Genomic DNA, 22,385 nt, shown 5'->3' on the forward strand with positions numbered 1-22,385 from the left:
CACCGCTTAGCATCACCGGCATGAGCAGCCGGCCGCCCAGCAGCCCCCGGCGCGCGTGGCGGACCACGCGTGCCGCGGTGTTCCTGCCCGCGCTGGCCGCGCTGCTCGCGACGCTGGTGGTCTGTTTCGGGTCCCCCGCGCCCACCGGCACCGCCGAGCCCCCGGTCACGGCCGCGCGAGCGACCACGGTGGCCTCCCCCGCCGACTGCCCCCACGGCAACGCGTGTTGCACCCACACCGAGCACGCCGTACGGGCCCTGCCGCGCACGGCGCCCCACCCGCCGACGGCGCCGCTCCCCCGTACCCCGCCCGTCCCCGCCGACGCCGTCCGCACCGGCCCTCTCGCCGTGCCGACCGCCCGGGGCGCCCCTGATCTCCACGTCCTCCAGGTGCTACGGACCTGAGCCGCCGCCCGCCCCCGGCAGCGACTCATCCCATCCACCGACAGGAACGTGTCCATCCATGAGCAAGACCGGCAAGAAGGCCGCCTCCGCCGCGCGCAAGGCCCGTATCGAGGAGATGCGTGCCTCCGAGAGACGGCGCGAGCGCCGTAACCGCGTCATCACCGTCACCCTCACCGCGGCGATCGTGCTCGGCCTCGTCGGCTGGGGCGCGTACGCGATCCACGACGCGAACGAGAAGAAGGAGCGGCGGGCCGCCGAGGCGAAGAAGCCGGTGAGCGGCGAGCGGACGTGGAACGCGAAGAACCTCGGCCGCGACCATGTCCAGACCGCCGTCGCCTACCCGATGAACCCGCCCGTCGGCGGCAATCACCACCAGGCCTGGATGACCTGCGACGGCACGGTCTACACCAAGCCGATAAAGAACGAGAACGCCGTCCACTCCCTCGAACACGGCGCGGTCTGGGTGACGTACAACGACAAGGCCGCCGACGCCGACGTGAAGAAGCTCGCCGACAGGGTGAGCAGGACCCCGTACACGCTGATGAGCCCGGTGGACGGGCAGTCCGGCGTGATCACGCTGTCGGCCTGGGGCCACCAGCTCAGCGTGGACTCGGCCTCCGACGCCCGGGTGGAGCAGTTCCTGGCCAGGTACGTGCAGGGCGCGCAGACGCCCGAGCCGGGTGCGGCCTGCACGAACGGGCTGACGGGTGCGTGACGGCCGTCATTGACAACCGGTTCGCCCGGGGGTTGTCATGCACACATGATTAGTCAGGCGGAGGGCGAGCAGCCCCGACGGGCGTACGGTCGTTGACCGGCCGCCGCGAGCTGCTCGCCACCGCCCGGGCCGAGTTGACGGTCCGCTCCGGACTGCTCCTCTACGGCCCCGCCGGCATCGGCAAGTCCACGCTCGTGTCCGCCCTCCTCGCCTCGCCCGGCACGGTGCTGCACTGCGCGCCGGCCGAGGAGGACGCCCGGCTCCCGTTCGTCGGTCTGACCGACCTGTTCGCACGGGTGCCGGAGAGCTGCCTCCAGGCCCTGTCGCCCGAGCCCCGGGCGGCGTTGCGGGCGGCCCTGCTGCGGGGCGGCGAACCGGCCGACGACCAGTGGCGGCTCGCGGTCCGCCTCGCCGTCCTCGACGTCCTGCGCGCCCTGGCCTCGGCGGGCCCCGTCCTCGTGGCGGTCGACGGGCTGCAGTGGCTCGACGGGCCGACCGCCGATGTGCTGGCCTTCGCCCTGCGACGGGTCGGCGGACTCGGCGTCCGGATGGTGGCCGCCGAGCGGGTGGCCGAGGGCGAGCAGCCGGAGCGGCTGCGCTGCTGCCCGCCGGACACCGTCGAACTCCCCGTCCCGCCCCTCGCGGACAGCGAGGTGGCCGAGCTGCTGCGCACCGCCACCGGCACCGAACTGCCTCCCGCGGTCCTGCGGGCGATCCAGGACACCGCCGCCGGAAACCCTTGGTACGCACTGGAGTTGGGCCGGGCTTCGGCCCTGCGCGACCCGGCACCGACCAGCTCGGCCTCGCCTCCGCACCTCGGGACCTTCCGACTGAGCGCACCCGTCGACCACACCCACGCCCCGGGGTCGACCGCCCCGCCTCCCTCACCTCTCCCCACGCCCCAGCCACTGCGCGGACACGCCTCCCACCGGCCCCCCGACTCCGGGCCGGTGACTCCCAGTCGGCCCCCTCTCCCCGTGCCGCGCCGACTGCGTACGCAACTGCTGGGAGCGGTGCGGGAGTTGCCGGACGAGGCCCGTCGGACCCTGCTGGTCGCGGGCGCCGCCACGCATCCCACGCTGACGCTTCTGCGTGCCGCCGGCCTCCCCCACCCGGCCGCCGACCTCGCCGAGGCCGAACGGCTCGGTGTCGCGGCTGTCGACGCCAACGGTGCCGTCCGCTTCCGGCATCCCGTCCTGCGTGCCGCCCTCTACGCCGACGCCCCCGAGCACGCCCGCCGCGCGGCGCACGCCCTGCTCGCGCGTGCGGTCGCGGAGCCCGTCGAGCAGGCCCGCCATCTCGCCCTCGCCCATCCGCACGAGGACGAGACCACCGCCCGTGCGCTGCTCACCGCGGCCGGGTCGGCCCGTCGTGACGGCACCCCCTTCGCCGCCTACGAGCTCGCCGCCCTCGCCGCCCTGCGCACTCCCGCCGACCGCCCGGCGGAGCGCGCCGAGCGGCTGCTGGCGGCGGCCGAATACGCCTGTGACGCGGGCCAGTCGGAGGAGGCGGGGCGGGCGGCCGAGACCGTCCTCGCCGGATCGGGCTCCGCACGGCAGCGGGTGCGCGCCCGGCTGATCCTGCTGCGCAACGCCGGACAGGCGCTGGAGGGCACCCGTGACCTGATCGCGGAGGGGCTGCGGGACGCCGTCGGCGATCCGCGCGCCGAGGCCTGGCTGCACCACTGGGCTGCCGTACGGGGCCTGCTGTGCGGGGAGTTGGAGGACGCGGCCCGGCACGCGCGGCAGGCGGCGTGGGCCGGGGACACCGACACCAGGATCGGGGCGCTCGCCACCCTCGCCCGGGTGCGTTCCCTCGCCGGTGAACCGGTCGCCGCCGACGCCGCGCTGGAGGAGGCGCTGAAGCTGGTGGGCGGCGCGGACGCCGGTCCGGAGAGCTGGGGGCTGATCCGGATGCGGGCGATCCTCGCACTGGACTCCGACCGGGTGCCGGAGGCGGGCGAGCAGGTCACCCGGCTTCTCGCGGAGATCGGCGAGTTCGCGGGGGTGGAGGAGGTCATGGCGACCCTGGTGGCCCTGACCCGCATCCAAGTGCGCGCCGGACACTGCGCGGAGGCGCTGCGCACCGCCGCCCGCTGCACGGCCACCGTGCCGGATGCGGGGGTCCAGACCGCCCCGGCCCTGTACGCGGCGGCGCTCGCCGCCACCGTGGGCGGCACCGCCGACCAGGCCAGGATCCTCGCCGAGCAGGCGGTACGGGCCTCGGAGGCGGACGGCGACCGGCTGTTCCTGCTGCGCGCGCTGGCCGCGCTGGGGCAGGCGGAACTGCTGGCCGGAGACCCGCGCGGAGCGGCCGCCGCGGTCGAGGCGCTGCACCGCGTCAAGGAGTTGGGCGAGGCGATGTGCGCCGCCGACCCACCGCTGCTGCACTGGTACGCGGATCTGGCCGAGGCCCTGGTCGTGCTCGGCGAGACCGACGCGGCCGGCACGGTGCTGGGCCAGGCCCGCGAGCGGGCGACCGGGGACGCGCCGGGGAGCGTACTGGCGGCCCTGGAGCGGGCGGAGGGCCTGCGCGAGGCGGGGCTCGGCCGGGCGAAGGAGGGTGCCGTACGGCTGCGTACCGCCGTCGACCGGTTGCGCCGGCTGCCCCTGCCCGTGGACCTCGTACGCGCGCTGATCGCCCTCGGCACGGTCGAGCGGCGGGCCCGGCGCAGAAGTGCGGCCCGTACCGCGCTCGCCGAGGCGCTGGACACCGCGACCCGGATCGGCGCGGCCCCGCTGGCGGCCAAGGCGCGGGACGAGCTGGGACGGCTGGAGGCCGGGGAGACGGGCGCCGGTGGCCCCGAACTCACCCCGACCGAGGCCCGGATCGCCGAACTGGTCGGCGGTGGAGCCACCAACAGGGAGGTCGCCGCGGAGCTGTTCATCAGCGTCAAGACGGTCGAGGGCGCGCTGTCCCGGGTCTACCGCAAGCTCGGCGTCCGCTCGCGGACCGCGCTCGCCCACGCCATGGCGGTCGCCGTCATCGCCTCCGGAGCGGCGGTCGTCAGCTCCGCCGACGACGATCAAGTACAGCCCGTCGTACAGGCGGTGACGGTCAGCCAGCCGGGACGGGCCCGCACGCCGCGCACGTTCGACACACGCCGTTGACGTGACATCCGCAGTTAACACGTGAAGCAAGGGTTCCCCCGCTTATGGGGGTGGGGCCGCTGTTCCTACGGTGATCCCGTTCCGTTTCGGGACACCACCCCCACTCTCCCTCCGGAGGACCCCAGTGAAGTCACGTCTGAAACTGCTCGGTCTCGTCGCCGCGCCGGCGCTGCTCGCCGCCGCCGTACCCGCCGCCTACGCGGCGAACGCCACCGTGCCGCACACCGCTCGCGCCGCGGTCACCGGAGATGTCCTGAAGGGTCTGGGCAAGAACGCGACCCGCACCGGCAAGGTCGCCGCGGGCAAGCGGATATCGGTGGCGATCAGCCTGGCGCCCAGAGGCGGCAAGGCCCTCGACACGTTCATCGCGAAGGTGAGCGACCCGAAGTCGAGTTCGTACGGGCACTATCTGACGAAGCAGCAGTTCGCGGCCCGCTTCGGCCGCACCGCCGCCGAGGTCGAGCGGCTCGAGCAGTACCTGCGCGCCCAGGGCCTGACCGTCGGCAAGGTCCACTCCGGCAACCTGCTCGTCGACGCGAGCGGCACCGCCGCCCAGCTGGAGAAGGCCTTCGGCACCAAGCTGTCCACCTGGAAGGACGCCAAGTCGGGCCGCGCCTTCTACGCCAACGACAGCGCGCCGACCCTGCCGTCCTCCATCGCCTCCCTGGTCACCGACGTGGCGGGCCTCAACAACCGCGCCCAGCTGCACCACACGGCCACCCCGCGCACCGTCAACCCGCACAACGGCCCGGGCGGCGGCTACACACCGGCCCAGCTCAAGGGCGGCTACAACGTCTCCGGCACGTACACCGGCAGCGGCCAGAAGATCGCGCTTCTGGAGTTCGACGGCTTCCAGCAGTCCAACATCACCACGTACGACACCAACTACAGCCTGGGCTCGCCCACCCCGACCGTGTCCAAGGTGGACGGCGGCTCCGGGGCGCTCGGCGACGGCCAGGTCGAGGTCGAGCTGGACATCGAGGTCCTGCACGCGATCGCCCCGAAGGCGAACGTGACCGTCTTCGAGGGCCCCAACTCCGACGCCGGTGAGGTCGACACCTACCAGGCCATCGTGGACTCGGGCATCCCGACCACCTCGATCAGCTGGGGTGCCGCCGAGAGCGCCCGCACCACCTCCAACATCAACGCCGTGGACGCCGTCTTCAAGACGGGCGCCGCCGAGGGCCTCGGCTTCTACGCGGCCTCCGGCGACGACGGCTCCGACGACGCGGGCGACGGCGGCACCTCCGTCGACTACCCGGCCAGCGACCCGTACGTCACCGGTGTCGGCGGCACCAAGCTGACCGTCACCTCGGCCAACGTCTGGAGCAAGGAGGTGGCCTGGTCCGGCGGCGGTGGCGGCAAGTCCTCCGTCTTCAAGATCCCGAGCTGGCAGACGGCCGTCCAGAAGAGCGCCGGCGGCGGCTACCGCCAGGTCCCGGACGTCTCGGCGCACGCCAACCCCAGCCCCGGCGTCTCGATCTACTCGCAGGGCTCCTGGTCCTCGGTCGGCGGCACCAGCGCGGCGGCGCCGGAGTGGGCGGCCTTCGCGGCCCTCTACAACCAGCAGGCCGCGGCGGCCGGCAAGGCCAACCTCGGCTTCGCCAACCCCGCGCTCTACTCGGCGAGCGGCACCGGCTTCCACGACATCACCAGCGGCAGCAACGGCGCCTACTCGGCGGCCACCGGCTGGGACTTCACCACCGGCTGGGGCTCGTACAACGCGGCCACGCTGGCGAGCAAGCTCCTCGGCTGACCTTCGGCGACCTCACGGCGCGGTCCGGGACCACTCCCGGACCGCGCTGTGCCATGAGGGGCGGCGGCCGTCGGCCGTCATGCGTCCGTCCGGGGTCGGACTCCTCGACGTCACCCGGGGGTCGCCACCGGCCTCGGCGCCGGGGCTCTCCGGTCGGGCTCGGTCGTGCCGGCCGTCAGTGCGTGGTGGCGGTAGTCGCTGGGCGGTACGCCGTGCGCGGTGCGGAAGGTGCGGCTGAACTCGGCGGGGTGGCGGAAGCCCCAGCGGGCGGCGATGGCGTGGACGGGCCGCAACCGCTGCCTCGGGTCGGCGAGGTCGACGCGGGCGCGCTCCAGACGCTGATGGCGGATCCAGGCGGCCACGGTCAGTTCCCTGGGCTGGAAGAGACGGTGCAGGTAGGCCGGCGAGATGTGGTGGTGGGCGGCAATCGTGGTGGGGGTCAACTCCGGGTCGCCCAGGTTGAGTTCGATGAACGCCTCGATCCGGGCGAGCAGCGCCTGCCGTCGGGTCTCGGGCGTGAGGTGTTCCTCGTCGCCGAGGTGCGTGGCGAGGGTGGCGGCCACCAGGTCGAGGGCGGTCCGGCCCAGCTGTCCCGCTTCCCGTTCGCCCACTTCGCCGTTCTCCACGGCGTCGGCGACACCGGTGAGGTAGCGGGCGAGGATGGCGTCCATCCCGGCGCGGGTCGGCAGTCCGCGGGCGAGCAGCTGGTCGAGGCGCCGCGGGCGCAGGGGCAGCGCGGTTCTGGGTATCTGCAGCATCAGCATGCCGCCCGGGCCGGAGCCCGGTAACGCGCGGGAGTCGAAGGGCTGCGAGGTGTCGTGCAGGAGCAGTCGGCCCGGCTCCAGCCGGCAGTCGCGGTCGCGTTGGGCGAACCAGAGGTCGTTCGCGGTGATCAGGCTGAGCCCGTACTCCTCGGGGTCGGACCGGCGGACCAGGGCCGGTGTGCGGACGGCCCGGACCTCCGGGAAGGTCAGGACGGACAGCTGGAGCGGACCCAGCTCCGCGAAGGTCACCGTCGCCCTGAAGTCACCGGCGTGGGGGCTGCTGGCCACCGTGGGGACGACGCCCTTGGCGCACTGCTCGCGCCACCACTGGAAACGGTCCGGAGCAGGCAGGTCCTCACTGCGCATGGTCACGATCACGTACATCCCCCGTTGAGGATCCCCCGACGTAGTCACTTCAAGGATGTCAGCGCATCAATCAGGACAAGTCATGCCACAGCAAAGGTTGATCGTTCTCTGTCAAAGGCCTGCGTATGCGACGGCCAAGCGGTTGACGCAGCGTCAAGGAACGGGCAACTCTGCACCAACGACACCATCGGTCCGCCCTGCCACCGTTGCTACCGGGTGATCAGCCCCTGACCCGCTGTCAGAGCCCGGCGACGAACAGGAACACAGCATGAGTACGACCGCTCAGGAAACCACCGCGCAGGTCCGGCAGGAGATGGTGGCCAACTCCCTCTGGGGGGTCCAGCACAACGCCGACATCCATTACTCGCAAACCCGGCCGATGCCCATCGGCATCCCCAAGGACCATCTCCCCTTCTCCACCGACTGCTCCGGATTCGCCACGCTCATGGCGAAGTGGAGCGGGGCCGGGGACCCGAACGGCTCCGGGTTCGACGGCGACGGCTACACCGGCACGATGCTCGACCACTGCGAGCACATCTCCGCGTCCGAGACCCAGCCGGGAGACTTCGTGGTCTTCGGCGCGCACCCGGGTACCCATGTGGTCGTCCTCGTCGAGAGCGCCGCCGGCGGCCTCGCCGCGATGTGCGTGTCCCACGGCCAGGAGGCCGGCCCGCTGCACGTCTCCCTGGAGGACGAGGCGAAGTCGCACGCGGGCGAGCCGCTGACCTATCTACGGCTGCCGGGAGCCGGCGGCGCCTCGCCGACCCCGGCCCCTCCCTCCTCCCACCGCAACCCGTTCTGTCCGCTCGCCGTGGACGGTCAGTTCGGGACGGCGAGCACCAAGGCGCTGCAGTGGGTGCTCGGTGTGCCCACCGACGGATCCTTCGGGCCGGTCACCAAGAAGGCGCTGCAGAGCCACCTCAAGGTGACGGCCGACGGCGACATCGGCCCGGCGACCGTCCGGGCCCTGCAGGCACACGTCGGTGTCACCCCGGACGGAAAGTGGGGGCCCCTGACCACGAAGGGTCTGCAACAGGCGCTCAACGCGGGCCGCTTCTAGTCCACCAGACGGTGCGGGCATCTGCTCGGTGAGGTCCACGGACTCTTCGGCGGTCCGCCGATCCGCGGCGCTCGGGCGGAGCCGGTGCCGGCTCCGCCCGAGGTGCCTCACGCCGGAGTGCCTCGCACCGTAGCGGAGGGCGGTGCCCGCCATCTCACGCGCCTTGGTGCAGTCGTCGTACGGGTTCCCGAAGCAGTAGCTGCGCTCGTTTCTTGATCGCCCGGTATCCCGCCCAAAAGGGATCAAGGACCCCCCGCCCACTGTGACGTTGATCATGCGAGGGCGGCGACCAGCAGGGTGAAGGCAGCGATGATCACGGCGACACGGACGTAGTGGTAGCGGTTCCAGCGGTCGATCTGCTCCTTCCAGTCGGCGGGCCGGGTCTCGGGGGTCCATGTCTTGTTCCGGTTGTTGATCGGGACGAGCAGCAGGAGCGACATGACCACGCTGAGGACCAGCAGCCCGGCGGCGGTGACGACCAGGCCGACGCCGTCGTGGTGCCGTCCGGCGACGGCCCAGACCGCGCTCAGCACGAGCGAGCCGATGTACCAGACCGGCATCGCCGCGCCGAGCATCCGGCCCCCGTGGCTCTGGGCCATCTGACTGGCGTCGTCGGGCAGGGCCTTGAAGATCGGGTTCATGACGAAGGCGACGGCGAACTCCACCCCCACCATCAGGCCGACGACCACGGTGGTGACGATCTCAAGTGCGTCGAGCATGAGGACCCCTCCTGTGGGATCTGGCGCCGCGGAATCCAGCGGCGCGAAAGCTAGCGTTGCTAGACGATGAAGCAACGCTAGCGCTACTGCCGCTCGAATGTCTAGCGGTGCTAGGATCGAGTCATGTCGGTACAGGAACGCAAGGAGCGCGAAAGGGCCGGCCGCGAGCGCCTCATCGTGGCCACCGCCCGTGAACTCGCCGAGCAGCAGGGCTGGGACGCGGTCACCACCCGCCGGCTCGCCGAGCGCATCGAGTACAGCCAGCCCGTCCTCTACAGCCACTTCCGCGGCAAACGCGAGATCATCGGCGCGGTCGCCCTCGAAGGCGCCACCGAACTGGCCGCCGCGGTACGGGCGGCGACCTCCGACGCCGACGGCCCCCGCGCCCGGGTCACCGCCCTCGCCCGCGCCTATCTCGACTTCGCCGAGCGCAACCCGGCGGTCTACGACGCCATCTTCCAGCTCGACGGCGGCCTGGCGTTCGCGCAGGAGGAGACCCCGGAGCCGCTGAAGGACGCCTTCGCCGCCCTGCTGGAGACGCTCGGCGAGGTGGCCGGGGCCGGCGTCCACCCGGGGCTGTTCACCGAGACGTTCTGGGCGATCCTGCACGGGCTGGCCACCCTGACCCGGGCGGGACGGCTGCCCCCGCAGGACACCGAGCGGAGGGTGGAACTGCTGGTGGACCGCCTCGCCGTCATCTGACACACCGCCCCGACGACTGAACGGTCCTACGGGAGGTGCCGCTCACGGACCTGGGCAGCGTTACGGAGACGCGGTCGGTCCCGGCGGAGCGACGCCGTTCGCGGCGAGGATCGAGTCGCCGCCATGGAGCGGGTCCGGCTGACGCCGCGCGGGCGACTCATCCTCACCGGCATCGAGCAGTCGCTGCGCGGCGACCGCCGCCTGACGCACGGCATGCGCGACGAACGGCGGCACCGCTCCTTCTCCCTGCCGCTCGCCGCCGCGCTCCTGGGCACCGCCTCGGTCTGCCTCATGTTCGTCGACATCCGCACATCGAACCCCGGGGTCATCTGGGTCTTCGCCGGGGCGTGACCCCCGACTCTGCTCCAGGCCGTCCGTCCGCTGTACCGACCGATGGGCGGAGCCCGGTGACGACGAAGGCACAACGCACCAGCTCCACAGACGGCCGCCCCGGCAGCGAGGCGGCACCGGCCCTCCCCAGGCGCTGCGCCGCAGAGTTGACGGGCAGAGCCCCGGGGCGGCAGCGGAGGCGCCGTACAGACGGCCGCCCCGACAGGGAGGCGGCACCGGCTCCCCAGCCGCTACGCCACAGAGTTGACGGGCACAGCCCGGGAACAGCGGAGGCACCGCGCGCCCGCCCCGCAGAGGGCCGACCCGGCAGGGAGGCCGCACCGGCCCTCCCCAGCCGCTACGCCACCGAGTTGACGGGCACAGCCCGGGGACAGCGCAGGCGCCGCGCGCCCGCCCCGCAGAGGGCCGACCCGGCAGGGAGGCGGCGCCAGACCTCCCCAAGCGCTGCGCCGCCTCCCCGCCGACCGCTCCCGTTTACCCGCGTCCGCCCGTTCTAGGCGTCCCCGACATCGACTGCGCCCGCTCGCCGTCAGGCCGCCTGGGTGAGTTCGGCGCGACCGAACAACAGGCCGTAGCCAGGGGGTAGTTGGGCGAGGATACGGCCCAGGAGTTCCTCGCCGGTGAGCTGCGCCACGATCCGGAAGACGGTGCCGACGTCCCAGCGGGTGGTCGCCGGGCTGCCGCCGGTGCGGGACGCCAGGTCCTTGACGAAGCCCCAGCCGGTGAGGGGGCGGGCGGCCGGGATCTCCGAGGTGAAGGTGAGAGCGGCCTCGTAGGGCAGTCTGGCGGCGAGCTCCACCCGTTCGTCGCCGGTGAGTTGACGCCCGAAAGCGGCCAGCACGGCACGCACGGCCTGTTCCGCCTGCGCACGGGTGGCGTAGGCGCCTTCGTAACGCACACGCTCCAGCATCTGCTCGAACGTCATACCCACAGTGGACCGGGACGGCTGCTGGGAGATCATCGCTGACGCGGTTGCCTTTCTCGTATGGGGTCATCCATGGCCGAAAGACCCGAGGGCCAGGGGCACCGGAGGTCTTGGCTGGGGTCGGGGCGAGGGTGTTGGGGGTGCCCCGTGGTGGGGGGCTGGGTCAGGCCGGCTGGGGGTGGCCGAACAGGAGGTCGTAGCCTGCGGGGAGTTGGAGCAGGATGCTGTGGGTGAGTTCCTCGCCCGCGGCGTCCGCGACCACGCTGAGCACGGCGCTCACGTCCCAGGTCGCGGTCCGCTCGGTGGCTCCCTCGATCCACGCCGCCGTGGCCCGCACGAACCGCTCGGGGGACAGCGGCTCGCGCGCCCGGAGCGGATTGAGCAGGACGAGCGCCAGATCCTCCGGCAGCCGGGCGGCCAGATCCGCCCTCACCTCGCCCACCAGATGCGCGCCCAGCAGCGCCAGCACCGTGCGGGCCGCGCGCTCGGCCTCCTGACGGGACTCGTACGCGCCGCGTTCCTCGATCCGGTCGAGAAACGCCTCCCAACGCATCACCATCGCTGCTCCCCTGTGTATCGGCAGGCACATGCGGCGGCGGGGGGGCGGGGGCCGCCCCGGAGAGGGAAGGCCGCCCCCGGCCCCCCCGTCCTTGTCCTTGTCCTTGTCCTCGGACAGGACGGACACGGCTGGGCCGGGCGGGGACTCAGCCGCTGATCTCCTTGCGCGCGGACTCGCCACGGATGGCGACCTTGCGGGGCTTGGCGCGCTCGGCGATCGGGATGCGCAGCGTCAGCACACCGGCCTCGTAGTCCGCCTTGATGTGCTCGGTGTCCAGGGTGTCCGCCAGCACGATCTGACGGGAGAAGACACCCAGCGGGCGCTCCGACAGCTCCAGCTGCACGTCGTCCGCCTTGGCGGCGGGCCGCCGCTCGGCCTTGACGGTCAGCATGTTCCGCTCGACGTCGATGTCGATGGCGTCCGTGGCCACACCGGGCAGGTCGAAGGCGATCACGTACTCGTCGCCCTCCCGGTAGGCGTCCATCGGCATCGGCGACGGCCGCGACCAGGTTCCGTTCGTCCCCAGGAGCTGCTGAGTGAGCCGGTCGAGCTCACGGAAGGGGTCGGTACGCATCAACATCGTCAAACACCTCCAGCGTTCAGGTCGGAAAACCGTGCCAATGCGTTTACCTGCCATCGTTGTAACATGTCATCCAAGCGATGACAAGTTCAGCGTCATCCATACGATGACATCACTGCCGGAGGCCCGATGACCAGGGACGATCGACCCCACCCCAGCGGTCTCACACCGGCGTCCTTCCTCGCCGCCGCGGCGGCACTGGACACCATCCACGAGGCCCTGCACACCGCCCGCACCGCACACGACGGCACCGCACCGGACGGCACCACCCCCGACGGCGCCCTCGGCCGGACCAGCTCGGAGCAGGCCCTCGCCGCGCTACTGCTGCTGCGCGAGGCACGCGAGCAGCTCGCCGAATGGGAGCCCGGCCTGATCGAAGCCGCGCGGGGGGCCGGCGCCAGCTGGGCCGACCTCGCCCACCCGCTCGGGGTCTCCAGCCGTCAGGCCGCCGAACGCCGCTATCTGCGCGTCCGCCCCGGCCACCCGGGCTCCACCGGCGAAGAGCGCGTACAGGCCACCCGCGACCGCCGCGCCGCCGACCGCACCGTCACCACCTGGGCCCACGCCAACGCCGCCGGTCTGCGCCAGCTCGCCGGCCAGATCACCGCCCTCACCGACCTCCCCGCCGCCGCCCGCACCCCGATCGCCGAGCTCACCACCGCTCTCGCCGACAGCGACCCGGCCGCCCTGGTCGCTCCCCTGGCGGGCACGCACCCGTACCTGGCCCCCGGCCATCCCGACCTCGCGGCACGCGTGGACGACCTCGCCCGCCACACCGCCCGGCTCCGCCGCGACAGCGGAGACCAACGCCGGGGCCGGGCCTGAGCGACCGCTTCGAAGACCTCGCGGTGAGGCGCCATGCACGACCCGGTGGACACCGGGTACTCGTCAGCGGTGCCCGTCACACACGGTCCGGAACCGGGGTTCACCATGTCAGAGCCAGGAAGCGACGACGGCAGCGCGCTCGTCGTGATCGACATGATCAACACCTACGACCACGAGGACGCGGAGCTGCTGCTGCCCGCGGCCGAACGCGCCGTGCCCGTCCTGGCGAAGCTGATCGCCCGGGCCCGTGACGCGGGCGTCCCGGTGATCTACGTCAACGACAACTTCGGGCTGTGGCGCTCCCACCACGGCGAGCTCGTGGAGAGCGCGCTGTCACGACCGCACGCCGACCTGGTCGAACCGATCCGCCCGGACGACGACTCCCTGTTCGTCCTCAAGACCCGGCACTCGATCTTCTACGACACCCCCCTGTCCTACCTCCTGTGGCAGCTGGGCGTCGGCACCCTGGTGCTGACCGGCCAGGTCACCGAACAGTGCGTGCTGTACTCCGCCCTGGACGCGCACATCCGCCATCTGGACGTCACGCTGCCGAAGGACGCCGTCGCCTGCATCCACCCGCATCTGGAGGCCGCCGCGCTGGAGATGATGGAACGCAACATGGGCGCCCGGATCGTCGCGGCGAAGGAGATCGGCTTCCGGGACCCGGGGTGACCGGCTGAACAGCCGCATCGACGAGCCCCACCCGGGAACCCGGTGCCCGTGAACGCGACGGGCAGGGAATGGCCCGTACGCCGAGACCGCGCAGCCGGCCGACGTGGTGCTGGAGCAGGCGCCGGAATCCCTGTCACGGCCCAACCGCGACGCAGCCCATCAGTACCGTCCCCACCGCCCCTTGGTTCCCCGGGTGCTAACGCACCGCAGGTTACCCACCGGTGCCTGTCGGGTCCCTAGCGTCGAGGGCATGGAACTTTCTTCCGGTATCGGTCGGACACCCTCTCTCGGCCGTCGGGTCGTCGCCGTCAAGCCCATTCCCGTGCCCGCCGCCGAGCGAGGGGGCACGGGACTGGAGGTCAAGGTCACCGCGCCTGTCGACGGGACAGAGCTGCCCGTCATCGTCTTCTCCCACGGCAACGCCTGGTCGATGGACGGGTACGAGCCCCTCGTCGACCGCTGGGCGGCCGCCGGGTTCGTCGTGGTCCAGCCCACCCATCCGGACTCGCGGCGCAACGGCATCGGGCTCGACGATCCCCGTTTCGCCACCATCTGGCGTGTGCGCATAGCCGATCTGCACGCGGTCCTGGACGGCCTCGACGGCATCCTCCAGCAGGTGGTGGGCGGCTTGATCAGCCGCGTCGACCGCGATCGCCTCGCTGTCGTCGGGCACTCCTGGGGAGCGCAGACCGCCGGCGCCCTCCTGGGTGCCCGTGTGTTCGACAGCGAGGGCAGGCCGGGAGAGGACTTCTCCCACCCCGCCGTGAAGGCCGGCGCACTCATCGCGGCGACCGGCACCGGCGACACCCTGACACCCTTCGCGCTCAAGTACCTTCCGTTCGCGCGCCCGGACTTCTCCAGCATGACCACCCCCGCCCTGGTGGTCGCCGGCGGAAAGGACCAGTCGGCCATGTCCACCCGCGGGCCGGACTGGTTCACCGACGCCTACCACCTCAGTCCCGCGCCGAAGCGACTGCTCACCGTCGCCGAGGCCGAGCACCTCTTCGGTGGCATCTCCGGCGAGGCCGTCAGGGACACCACCGACGAGGACCCCGCCCGTGTCGTCCTCGTCGCCGACGCGGTCTCCGCCTACCTGCACGACGTCCTGAACACCGACGCGGAATCCCGGCACGCGACGCCGGACCCGATCGGCCAACGCGTCGGCGGCTTCAGCACCGAGAGCAAGTAGTCAGGCAGCCGAGGCGGTCAGCACCGTCTCGGCGGTCAGGCGGAGGCTTCTGATCATCGGGTTCGGGTCGCCCTTGCGGGTGACCAGGACGACCTGGCTGGGCGGAGCGCCCTCGATCGGGACGCTGACGAGGCCGGGGCGCAGTGAGCTGCGCCGGTCGCCGGCCGGCAGCACGGCGATCGCCCTGCCGCTCGCGACGAGTTCGAGCTTGTCCTCGTAGCTCTCGATCGGCGGCACACCGGCCCCGAGGATCCGGTAGGACGTCCAGTCCCCGGTCTCGAACGCGCACGGCGCCGCCTCCTCGCCGGCCAGCTCCTCCACCCGCACCGATGCCCGCCCGGCGAAGCGATGGCCGTACGGGACCACGAGCATCCGGGGCTCCTCGTACAGCGGAGTGGTGGACACGTCGTCGGCGGTGAGCGGCAGCGGGGTCCGCGCGATCAGGGCGTCGACGCGCCCGTCGGACAGCGCCCCTACGTCGCCGCAGCTCAGATGCCGGGTGGCTATCTCGGCGTCGGGGTGACGGTCGCGCAGTTCCCGTACGGCGGCGGTGATCAGCAGGTCTTCGACGTAGCCGATGGCGATCCGCTCGGTCCGCGCGTGCTCACGTACCGCCAACTCGGCCTGGCGGGCGGCCCGCAGCAGGTCCTGGGCCCGGGGGAGGAAGGTCCGGCCGGCCGGAGTGAGCCGGGTGCCCTGGGGAGTGCGGTCCAGCAGCCGGGCGCCGAGGTGTTTCTCGAGCCGTTGGATCTGGCGGCTCAACGCGGGCTGGGCCACGTGCAGTTCGGCGGCGGCCCGGCCGAAGTGCCGGTGCGCCGCCACCACGGTGAAGTAGCGCACCAGCCGCAGTTCCAGATCCTGTCCGAGATCGTTCATCCGTGCAGCGTACGCGTCATGCCGTTTCGGAATGACCGGTTGCCGAAGGGGTCTTGGACGGCCCTGCCGTCCCGGGCCTTGACTGGAGGAACGACGTTTCCCCGAGAAAGCGACAGGCGCGATGAAGGCGATCCAGTTCCATGAGGCGGGCGGGCCGGAAGTCCTGCGGTACGACGAGGTGCCGCTCCCCGAGATCGGTCCGGGCGAGGTGCTCGTCCGCGTGCACGCGGTGGGCGTCAACCCGCCTGACTGGTATCTGCGGGAGGGGATGAAGGTCATGCCGGCCGAGATGAGGCCGGCGCTGGAGTACCCCCTGATCCCCGGCACGGACCTGTCGGGCATGGTCCGTGCGGTCGCTCCGGACGTGTCCGGGTTCGCCGTCGGCGACGAGGTCTTCGGCATGTTGCGGTTCCCCGGGTTCGACGGCCGGACGTACGCCGAGTACGTGGCCGCGCCCGCCTCCGACCTGGCGCACAAGCCGGCCGGTATCGACCATGTGCGGGCGGCCGGGGCACCGATGGCCCTGCTGACGGCCTGGCAGTACCTGGTCGATCTCGGCCACGACGTGCCGTCCCCCTTCACCGGCCGGGTGCACCGGCCGGTGCCGATCACACCGGGGATGACCGTACTGGTCAACGGGGCGGCCGGTGGAGTGGGCCACTTCGCGGTGCAGTTGGCGAAGTGGAAGGGGGCGCATGTCATCGCGGTGGCCTCGGGCCGGCACGAGGAGTTCCTGCGGAAGCTCGGCGCCGACGAGTTCATCGACTACACCACGACGACGGCCGCGGACGTGGTCAACGGCGTCGACCTGGTGATCGACACCGTCGGCGGCCCGGCCGGCTCACGCCTCCTGAGCGTGCTCAGGCGCGGCGGCACCATCCTTCCGGTCTTCTTCGCCGAGTACGACCCGGAAGTGACGGCACGTCTGGGCATCGGCGTCTCCAACATCCAGGTCCGTTCCAACGGCCCCCAACTCGCCGAGATCGGGCGCCTGTTCGACGAGGGCAGGCTCCAGGTGGGCGTGGACAGCACCTACCCGCTGTCCGAGGCGGACCGCGCACACACGCGAGCCGCCCAGGGCCACATCCAGGGCAAGATCGTGCTGACGGTGATCCCGTGAGCGGGGTCGGCCCGGAAGACGTCCAGGAGTTCCCCGCGGCGCGGACGGACGGTGCTCAGACCGTCGCCGGCACCGCGGCGGGTTCCTCCGTTTCCTCTTCCTCCGCCTCCTCCAGCAGGTCCATCAGGCTCTCCCGGGCGCGGGCCACGCGGGAGCGGACCGTGCCGATCGGGCAGTCGCTGACCGCGGCGGCCTCCGCGTACGGGAGACCGACCAGCTGCGTGAGGACGAACGCCTCCCGGCGCTCGTCGGGAAGCGCCGCCAGCAGATCCAGCAGCGCGACGCCGTCGTCGAAGCCGGGCAGGCCGCGCGGCTGGGCCAGCTCGACGGCCAGTTGCCAGTCCGCCACGTCGGACGGGCGCGGGCGGGCGGCGGCGTACCGGTAGCTGTCCATGACGGCGCGGCGGGCGATCGACAGCAGCCAGGCGCGCGCCGAGGAGCGGCCCTCGAAGCGGTGCAGGCTGCCCAGCGCCCGCAGGAACGTGTCCTGGGCGAGGTCGTCCACGATCTGCGGATCGGCGCACAGATGGGCGACGTAGCGCCGGACGTCCCGTTGCAGGGCGCGCACGAACTGCTCGACCGCGTCGACGTCGCCGCCTCGGGCGGCGAGGGCGCAATGCGTGATCGACTCGTCGGTAATCACCAGGTGTCCTTCTCGGGATCCGTGATCCGCACCGGCGCGCGCAAGGGCACGCGGGCGGTCCGGTGAGCGGGGAGACGGCCTACGGCACCGCGGCGCTACAGAGCCTGTGCGGTCGTACGGCCATGGCCCGAGGCGCACACGGGCGGCCTCGGGAAACCAGCTGTCGTCAGGCGACAGCCGTGCCCGTGGGCGGGCCCCGAGAGGTGATCGAGTGGACGAGGAGGAGCAGTCGCGGCGCCCGGTCCGAGCGGCGGCGCCCCCTGGGCGTGCGGGGGTGCTCCGGGGTGTCCGGCAGGGCCAGCAGCAGCCTCAGCGGTGCGGCCAGCCATCCGGCGACGGCACGCAGAATGCGGAAGGCGGCCTTCTCGCCGTACGCCAGCCACAGCCCGCACAGCAGCGCGGCCAGCAGGTGGGCGGCAAGCATGCCCGTGGAAGGTGAAGTACTTGCGGCAGCGGGACCCATGGGGGCCGCACCCATGTGGACCACACCCATGTGGGGCATGTCCATGGAGCCCATGTGCATGGAGCCCATATCGTCCATGTCCATGGAGGCCGACGACCCGGACGCCGCCGCCGTCATCGACTGGGCCAGTGAGAACGTCTTGTGCAGCACCGTCTGGGCGGCGATCACGACCGTCACGATCAACGGCAGCCCGCGCTCCCGCCCCGCGAGGCACCAGCCCGCGATGCCGGTTGCGGCCGTTGCCGCGGTCAGCGCCCAGGGGGGCACGTCGTTGCCCGACATCAGGATGTGGCCCAGGGCGGCGAGCAGCACACAGACGGCCGCGAACACCGCGGCCCGTACCGTGCGAGAACACCACCCTGCTGTCATGGCGCCTCATCCTCGCATCCGGGCGTCGCTCGTCAGGTGGGGGTACGGAAATCCACAGGGGACCACACTCAATCCACAGTGTGTGATCCAGACCATGGAAATCGACGGGAACTCTTCAGGCCCTCGGCCCGACGCCTTCGTGGCCAGAGGACCAGGGCGAACAGCACCAGAGGAGGGCCGGTTCCGGGGTCGGTGGCGTGGCCCGTCAGGAGTCCCCCGAGGTCCTGGCCGAGGAGGCCGCCCGCGACCGCCAGTCCGATACCGGCCGACAGGGCCACCCGTCGCGTGCGCGGGGCCAGGACACCCGCGCCGACAGCGACTTCGAGCAGCGCGAGAACGACGACGAACACCGTCGACCAGCCGCCGACCAGCCCGCCGACGGCGTGGTTGACGGCGGCGATCGGGGCCGGCTCGCCCTCGCCGGTGTCGGACAGCTGGGCGGCGGGCACATGGGCGGCGGGTTCGAGTTCCAGCGCCGCCGTGGCGACCCATACGACCAGCCACGCCCAGCGCCCGACCGCCCCGCCCAGGACACCGCCGTCCGCGATGCTCGACGTGCCGAGGCCGCAGTGGTCGGGGCGGCCAGGGCTGTCGGGGCGATCGGGGCGCGGCCACAGCGCCAGGGCGACCAGCGCATAGAGCAGGGCCGCGCCCGGCGCACCGGTCAGCAGATCGGAGCCGCTCATGAACAGACCGCCGAAGCCCTCGCCCACGGTCCACACCCCCAGCGCCCACAGGACCGTGAGAGCCAGTGCCGGGCGAGCGGTGCGCCGCCACAGCAGGCCCAGGCCGAGCGCCAGCTGGAGGGAGGCGAACAGCGCGTTCCACAGCGCGGGGTGGGCGGCGAGCATGCTCGTCAGGTCGTACTCCACCGTGGCCACGGGTCCCGGCAGCCCCATGTTCGCCATGCCCAGCGTGTCCACGAAGAAGCCCCGGGTGAACATGGACGGCTGGAACTGCAACACCCCGTCCACCAGCCACAGCGCCCCCAGCGCGATCTCCACTCCCCGCCGTGTCACCCAGGGGGTACCGCCCCGATCCCGAAGGGGCGAGTGCTGGACCTGCCGGTCGTCGACGGCCATGAGCGGCACCTCCGATCGCTGACCTCACTCATGGATACGAGCAGGGGCCGCCGGACATTCACTTCTTGTCCGTATATGCACTTGGTGGGCGCAGGACGATCAGGGCGGCACCGGCGGAGACAACCGCTCCTGCCGTACGACCGCGACGATTTCCGTGATCCAGATCAGTTTGCGGGGCCGTCTCACAGCCGCGTCAGGGCCGCACGGACGATCCGGGTCATCGCGGCGGTGTCCAGACAGGCGTCGACCTCCAGGATCCCGTAGTGGGAGCCGCTTCGGAGCACGGCGATGCCGCCACACGGCTCCTTGCCGCGGGGCGCGGTCCCGGTGGTGTTCAGGTCACCGTCGTAGGAACCCATCCAGTTCGCGGTGACACCCGGGGCGACGTCGACGGTGCGCGTCGGGCCGTAGACCCAGCGGCCGGCCGGTTCCGTCTGGCACGGCACTTCCTCCAGCAGCAGGCGCTGGGCGAAGTTCCGCGCCAACGCCGGGGTCCCGGCGTCGCCGGCGACCTCACGGGCCACCTGATCCTCGCTGCGGACCGCCAGCGTCGGATCGTCGGTGTCCGTGTCCTCGGTCGTCACGAACCCGCGGAAGTGCGCGCCGGGGCCGCCCAGGGTCTGGCCGAGGGTCTTCTCCCCGGCACAGGCCGCGTTGGCGTATCTGCCGTCCCCGACGCGATCCCGCACATGGACGGGCTTGGAGACCCCGGCCTTCCTGAACACGTCCGCCGCCAGCAGGTTCCCGTCCGTCACAGGTCCGTGGGCGGGCTTCGACGCCGATGAGGGAGTACCAGTGCCCGTCGTCGGCGACGGGCCGGCCGGAGCGGAGCGACCGGGAAGGACGAAGCCGCCCGTCAGCAGGCCGAGTCCGACGGCTGTGGTCATGATGACGGCGATCGTCCGGGTCCGCACGGCGGCACCTCCCGCTTCCCGTTCGGCTCAGCGGCCACTGGCCAGACGCTCCCGCATGAAGCGACGGGCCTGGTGGATACGGTCCTTGACGGTCCCCAGGGGAGCGTCGGTGATCTCCGCGACCTGGATGTACGTCAGGTCTCCCAGATCGCGGAGCACAAAGGATTCCACCAGGGCCGGATGCCGCTCCTCGAGTGCGGCCAGCGAGTCCATCAGGTCCAGGCGGGTCCCCGCGATGACACTCGTCGTACGGGGGTCGGCGCCTTCGGGAAGGAACGCGTGGCTGTCCTCCGCGCGTCGGCGCATCGAGCGGTACGTGGACCTGGCGGCGTTCGAGGCGATCACCGTCACCCACCCGAGGAACGAGCCCCGCCCGCTGTACTCGTGCAGATGGGTGCTGATGGACAGCAGGGCGTCCTGCGCGGCCTCTTCGGCGTCGGCGTGATGCGGAAGGAATCTCGAGCAGCGGCGCATGACCGTGGGCCGAAGCCGGACGAGAAGGCGTTCCAGGGACGCCCGGTCACCCGCCTGGGCGGACGCCACGAGCTGCACCAGCTCCTCTTCGTCGATCATCCTGCTCTCCCCCCGTTACGGCCTGCCCTCGGACTCCACTGACCTGGACTCCACCTGACCGCATCGCAGTTCCAGCGGGCCCGAGCGTCTCGGGCAGAATGCGTCGCATGCGGAAGCTAGGTCGTTATCTCCTCGAGGACAGGCTGGGAGCCGGTTCGTTCGCGACCGTCTGGAGAGCATACGATCCCGAACTCGACACCTGTGTCGCGGTCAAGGTGCTGGCCGACAACTGGGCGGCGAACGCCGATGTGCGGCAGCGCTTCCTGGCGGAGGCGAGGCTGCTGAGAAAAATCTCCAGCCCACGCGTCGTACGCGTGCACGACGTGGGCGTCCAGGACGATCGCCCCTTCTTCGTCATGGACTACGTCCGAGGCGGCACGCTGGCCGAGAAGGTCGGGCACTGCGGGCCCGAGGAGGCACTCCATCTGGCGGCCGAGGCCGGATACGCCGTCCAGGTGCTCCATGACGCGGGCGTGGTCCACCGTGACATCAAGCCGTCCAACCTCCTGCTCGACGTCGACCGCACGCCCACGGCCGTACTCGTCGCGGATCTCGGCAGCGCCAAGCAACTGGCTGACGCGTCGGGGCTGACGGTGACCACGGGCACTCCCGCGTACATGGCGCCCGAACAGGCCTTCCAGACCGGCGGGTTCGACGGCAGGGCCGACGTGTACGCCCTCGGTGTCGTGACGTACGAGCTGCTGACCGGGCGCAAGCCGTTCGGTTCGGGCGGTCGCGCCACCCTCGTGGCGACGCAGGCACCGCCGTCGTCGTCGCCGGCGATCCCCGCGGAACTGGGTGCCCCGGCAGGCATCGACGCTCTCCTGCGCGCCGCGCTGTCCATGGAACCGGAGAACCGGCCTCGCACGGCCCAGGCGTTCGCGGACGCGCTGTCGTCCCACGGGGAGGAGGAGCAGGCGCCGACCGGGTCCCCGAGGCCGAGGCCCCTCGTGGTCTGGCTCGCGGCGGCGGTCGTGTTCCTGGTGACAACGGTGCTGACCTGGTCGGTCCGCTGAACCCGGACTCACCGGGGCCCGGCGCCGGAGTGCTAGTCGATCAACCCGATCACTCCCCCGGCGATCCCGCTCACCACGGCCACCGCCAGAAGGACATCCGCCGGCCGGCAGGGTCGTACGAGAGTCCTCTTGACCGGCTCCCCCTTCGCGGAGGGCCGTCGCGCCCTCGGCAGCCGTTGCCTGATCTCCAGGGCCGCCTTCTCCGAGGTGCCGAACAGGAGGTCCACCAGCGATCCGCCGAACACCATGGGAGAGAGGGTCTCGCCGCGGACCGTCACCACCTTGAGGCCTGCCGCTGATCCGGCCACCACTGCGCGGATGTCGTCATACCTGACCTCTTGGGCCCCGACGGGATTGACGACGACGAGTGACTCGGCGCGCAGGACGACCGCGCACGTCCCCATCCGCAGGAAGAGCACGCTCACCGCACAGAGAATCGCTGTGACGAAACACAGGTCGCGATACTGTCCGCGATCCATGCTCACTCGCACCACCCAGGGGTAGACCCCAGCCGCGGCGGTGACAAAGATCCCGTTCAGGACGGGCCATGACCGCCGCCGCAGGACTCGCTCTTCCATCGACTGGCTCCCACTGCCCCAGGACGTAGGTCATGTCACCGACGTCGGCGACGC

The 22,385-nt window shown here is 72.0% G+C and carries 24 protein-coding genes; 12 read left to right on the forward strand and 12 right to left on the reverse strand.

Going from position 1 to position 22,385, the window contains the following annotated elements; genetic code table 11:
• Window positions 1–20: 20 nt before the first annotated feature.
• From ABZT17_RS01060 to ABZT17_RS01075, 4 genes are all read left to right on the forward strand, one after another.
• Window positions 21–404: a hypothetical protein gene (locus tag ABZT17_RS01060; RefSeq protein ID WP_356342099.1), complete on the forward strand. Its 384-nt coding sequence runs from the start codon at window positions 21–23 to the stop codon at window positions 402–404.
• A gap of 58 nt (window positions 405–462) precedes the next feature.
• Window positions 463–1,119, forward strand: a complete 657-nt coding sequence (locus ABZT17_RS01065) for a DUF3105 domain-containing protein (RefSeq protein WP_356342102.1) — start codon at window positions 463–465, stop codon at window positions 1,117–1,119.
• A 92-nt stretch (window positions 1,120–1,211) separates the two neighbouring features.
• Window positions 1,212–4,229 carry a LuxR family transcriptional regulator gene (locus tag ABZT17_RS01070; RefSeq protein ID WP_356342104.1) on the forward strand — a complete coding sequence of 1,006 codons (3,018 nt, stop codon included), beginning with the start codon at window positions 1,212–1,214 and terminating at the stop codon, window positions 4,227–4,229.
• Between the two features lie 124 nt (window positions 4,230–4,353).
• Entirely contained in the window at window positions 4,354–5,985 is a 1,632-nt protein-coding gene (locus ABZT17_RS01075; protein ID WP_356342106.1) for a S53 family peptidase, read from the forward strand.
• Window positions 5,986–6,095: 110 nt separating this feature from the next.
• On the opposite strand, the gene ABZT17_RS01080 is transcribed toward ABZT17_RS01075, so the two are convergent.
• Window positions 6,096–7,115 (reverse strand): helix-turn-helix domain-containing protein, encoded by a 1,020-nt coding sequence (locus ABZT17_RS01080; protein WP_356342243.1) that lies wholly within the window; start codon window positions 7,113–7,115, stop codon window positions 6,096–6,098.
• Between the two features lie 268 nt (window positions 7,116–7,383).
• Here ABZT17_RS01080 and ABZT17_RS01085 point away from each other — a divergent pair, with 268 nt between their 5' ends.
• Complete coding sequence (locus tag ABZT17_RS01085) at window positions 7,384–8,175, forward strand: peptidoglycan-binding domain-containing protein (RefSeq protein ID WP_356342108.1); 792 nt, start codon at window positions 7,384–7,386, stop codon at window positions 8,173–8,175.
• Window positions 8,176–8,447: 272 nt separating this feature from the next.
• Here the strand turns inward: ABZT17_RS01085 and ABZT17_RS01090 are convergent, their stop codons facing one another.
• The gene (locus ABZT17_RS01090; protein ID WP_356342110.1) at window positions 8,448–8,894 is read right to left on the reverse strand and encodes a DUF1772 domain-containing protein; all 447 of its coding nucleotides are present in this window, start codon (window positions 8,892–8,894) and stop codon (window positions 8,448–8,450) included.
• A gap of 123 nt (window positions 8,895–9,017) precedes the next feature.
• Here ABZT17_RS01090 and ABZT17_RS01095 point away from each other — a divergent pair, with 123 nt between their 5' ends.
• A complete protein-coding gene (locus ABZT17_RS01095; protein ID WP_356342112.1) occupies window positions 9,018–9,596 on the forward strand; it encodes a TetR/AcrR family transcriptional regulator in 579 nt (192 codons plus the stop codon).
• A gap of 123 nt (window positions 9,597–9,719) precedes the next feature.
• On the forward strand, window positions 9,720–9,947 hold the full coding sequence (locus tag ABZT17_RS01100; protein WP_356342114.1) for a hypothetical protein: 228 nt from the start codon (window positions 9,720–9,722) through the stop codon (window positions 9,945–9,947).
• Window positions 9,948–10,476: 529 nt separating this feature from the next.
• On the opposite strand, the gene ABZT17_RS01105 is transcribed toward ABZT17_RS01100, so the two are convergent.
• The 3 genes from ABZT17_RS01105 to ABZT17_RS01115 all read right to left on the reverse strand — a co-directional run bounded on the left by ABZT17_RS01105 (window position 10,477) and on the right by ABZT17_RS01115 (window position 12,011).
• Window positions 10,477–10,872, reverse strand: coding sequence for a DUF2267 domain-containing protein (locus tag ABZT17_RS01105; RefSeq protein ID WP_356342116.1), 396 nt, complete (start codon window positions 10,870–10,872; stop codon window positions 10,477–10,479).
• Between the two features lie 163 nt (window positions 10,873–11,035).
• Window positions 11,036–11,431: a DUF2267 domain-containing protein gene (locus ABZT17_RS01110; RefSeq protein ID WP_356342118.1), complete on the reverse strand. Its 396-nt coding sequence runs from the start codon at window positions 11,429–11,431 to the stop codon at window positions 11,036–11,038.
• Window positions 11,432–11,576: 145 nt separating this feature from the next.
• Window positions 11,577–12,011 carry an Hsp20/alpha crystallin family protein gene (locus ABZT17_RS01115; RefSeq protein WP_356342120.1) on the reverse strand — a complete coding sequence of 145 codons (435 nt, stop codon included), beginning with the start codon at window positions 12,009–12,011 and terminating at the stop codon, window positions 11,577–11,579.
• Window positions 12,012–12,140: 129 nt separating this feature from the next.
• Between ABZT17_RS01115 and ABZT17_RS01120 the strand changes: the two genes are divergently transcribed.
• The 3 genes from ABZT17_RS01120 (at window position 12,141) to ABZT17_RS01130 (ending at window position 14,697) form a co-directional block, all read left to right on the forward strand.
• Window positions 12,141–12,836: a type III effector protein gene (locus ABZT17_RS01120; RefSeq protein WP_356342122.1), complete on the forward strand. Its 696-nt coding sequence runs from the start codon at window positions 12,141–12,143 to the stop codon at window positions 12,834–12,836.
• Window positions 12,837–12,941: 105 nt separating this feature from the next.
• Window positions 12,942–13,508, forward strand: a complete 567-nt coding sequence (locus ABZT17_RS01125) for an isochorismatase family cysteine hydrolase (RefSeq protein WP_356342124.1) — start codon at window positions 12,942–12,944, stop codon at window positions 13,506–13,508.
• 250 nt (window positions 13,509–13,758) lie between these two features.
• Window positions 13,759–14,697, forward strand: coding sequence for a chlorophyllase (locus ABZT17_RS01130; protein ID WP_356342126.1), 939 nt, complete (start codon window positions 13,759–13,761; stop codon window positions 14,695–14,697).
• On the opposite strand, the gene ABZT17_RS01135 is transcribed toward ABZT17_RS01130, so the two are convergent.
• Window positions 14,698–15,573 (reverse strand): LysR family transcriptional regulator, encoded by an 876-nt coding sequence (locus tag ABZT17_RS01135; RefSeq protein WP_356342128.1) that lies wholly within the window; start codon window positions 15,571–15,573, stop codon window positions 14,698–14,700.
• A gap of 121 nt (window positions 15,574–15,694) precedes the next feature.
• Here ABZT17_RS01135 and ABZT17_RS01140 point away from each other — a divergent pair, with 121 nt between their 5' ends.
• A complete protein-coding gene (locus tag ABZT17_RS01140) occupies window positions 15,695–16,693 on the forward strand; it encodes an NADP-dependent oxidoreductase (protein ID WP_356342130.1) in 999 nt (332 codons plus the stop codon).
• Window positions 16,694–16,748: 55 nt separating this feature from the next.
• On the opposite strand, the gene ABZT17_RS01145 is transcribed toward ABZT17_RS01140, so the two are convergent.
• From ABZT17_RS01145 to ABZT17_RS01165, 5 genes are all read right to left on the reverse strand, one after another.
• Window positions 16,749–17,336, reverse strand: a complete 588-nt coding sequence (locus ABZT17_RS01145) for a sigma-70 family RNA polymerase sigma factor (RefSeq protein ID WP_356342132.1) — start codon at window positions 17,334–17,336, stop codon at window positions 16,749–16,751.
• A gap of 166 nt (window positions 17,337–17,502) precedes the next feature.
• Entirely contained in the window at window positions 17,503–18,168 is a 666-nt protein-coding gene (locus ABZT17_RS01150) for a hypothetical protein (protein ID WP_356342134.1), read from the reverse strand.
• Between the two features lie 68 nt (window positions 18,169–18,236).
• Entirely contained in the window at window positions 18,237–19,250 is a 1,014-nt protein-coding gene (locus ABZT17_RS01155) for a hypothetical protein (RefSeq protein ID WP_356342136.1), read from the reverse strand.
• Window positions 19,251–19,432: 182 nt separating this feature from the next.
• A complete protein-coding gene (locus ABZT17_RS01160) occupies window positions 19,433–20,164 on the reverse strand; it encodes a hypothetical protein (RefSeq protein WP_356342138.1) in 732 nt (243 codons plus the stop codon).
• Between the two features lie 27 nt (window positions 20,165–20,191).
• Complete coding sequence (locus ABZT17_RS01165; RefSeq protein WP_356342140.1) at window positions 20,192–20,737, reverse strand: RNA polymerase sigma factor; 546 nt, start codon at window positions 20,735–20,737, stop codon at window positions 20,192–20,194.
• 107 nt (window positions 20,738–20,844) lie between these two features.
• Here ABZT17_RS01165 and ABZT17_RS01170 point away from each other — a divergent pair, with 107 nt between their 5' ends.
• Window positions 20,845–21,753, forward strand: a complete 909-nt coding sequence (locus ABZT17_RS01170; RefSeq protein ID WP_356342142.1) for a serine/threonine-protein kinase — start codon at window positions 20,845–20,847, stop codon at window positions 21,751–21,753.
• A gap of 32 nt (window positions 21,754–21,785) precedes the next feature.
• Here ABZT17_RS01170 and ABZT17_RS01175 read toward each other — a convergent pair whose 3' ends face one another.
• Window positions 21,786–22,178: a hypothetical protein gene (locus ABZT17_RS01175; protein ID WP_356342144.1), complete on the reverse strand. Its 393-nt coding sequence runs from the start codon at window positions 22,176–22,178 to the stop codon at window positions 21,786–21,788.
• Between the last annotated feature and the right edge of the window lie 207 nt (window positions 22,179–22,385).

The organism is Streptomyces sp. NPDC005648 (assembly GCF_040605395.1).
Classification (GTDB): Bacteria; Actinomycetota; Actinomycetes; order Streptomycetales; family Streptomycetaceae; genus Streptomyces.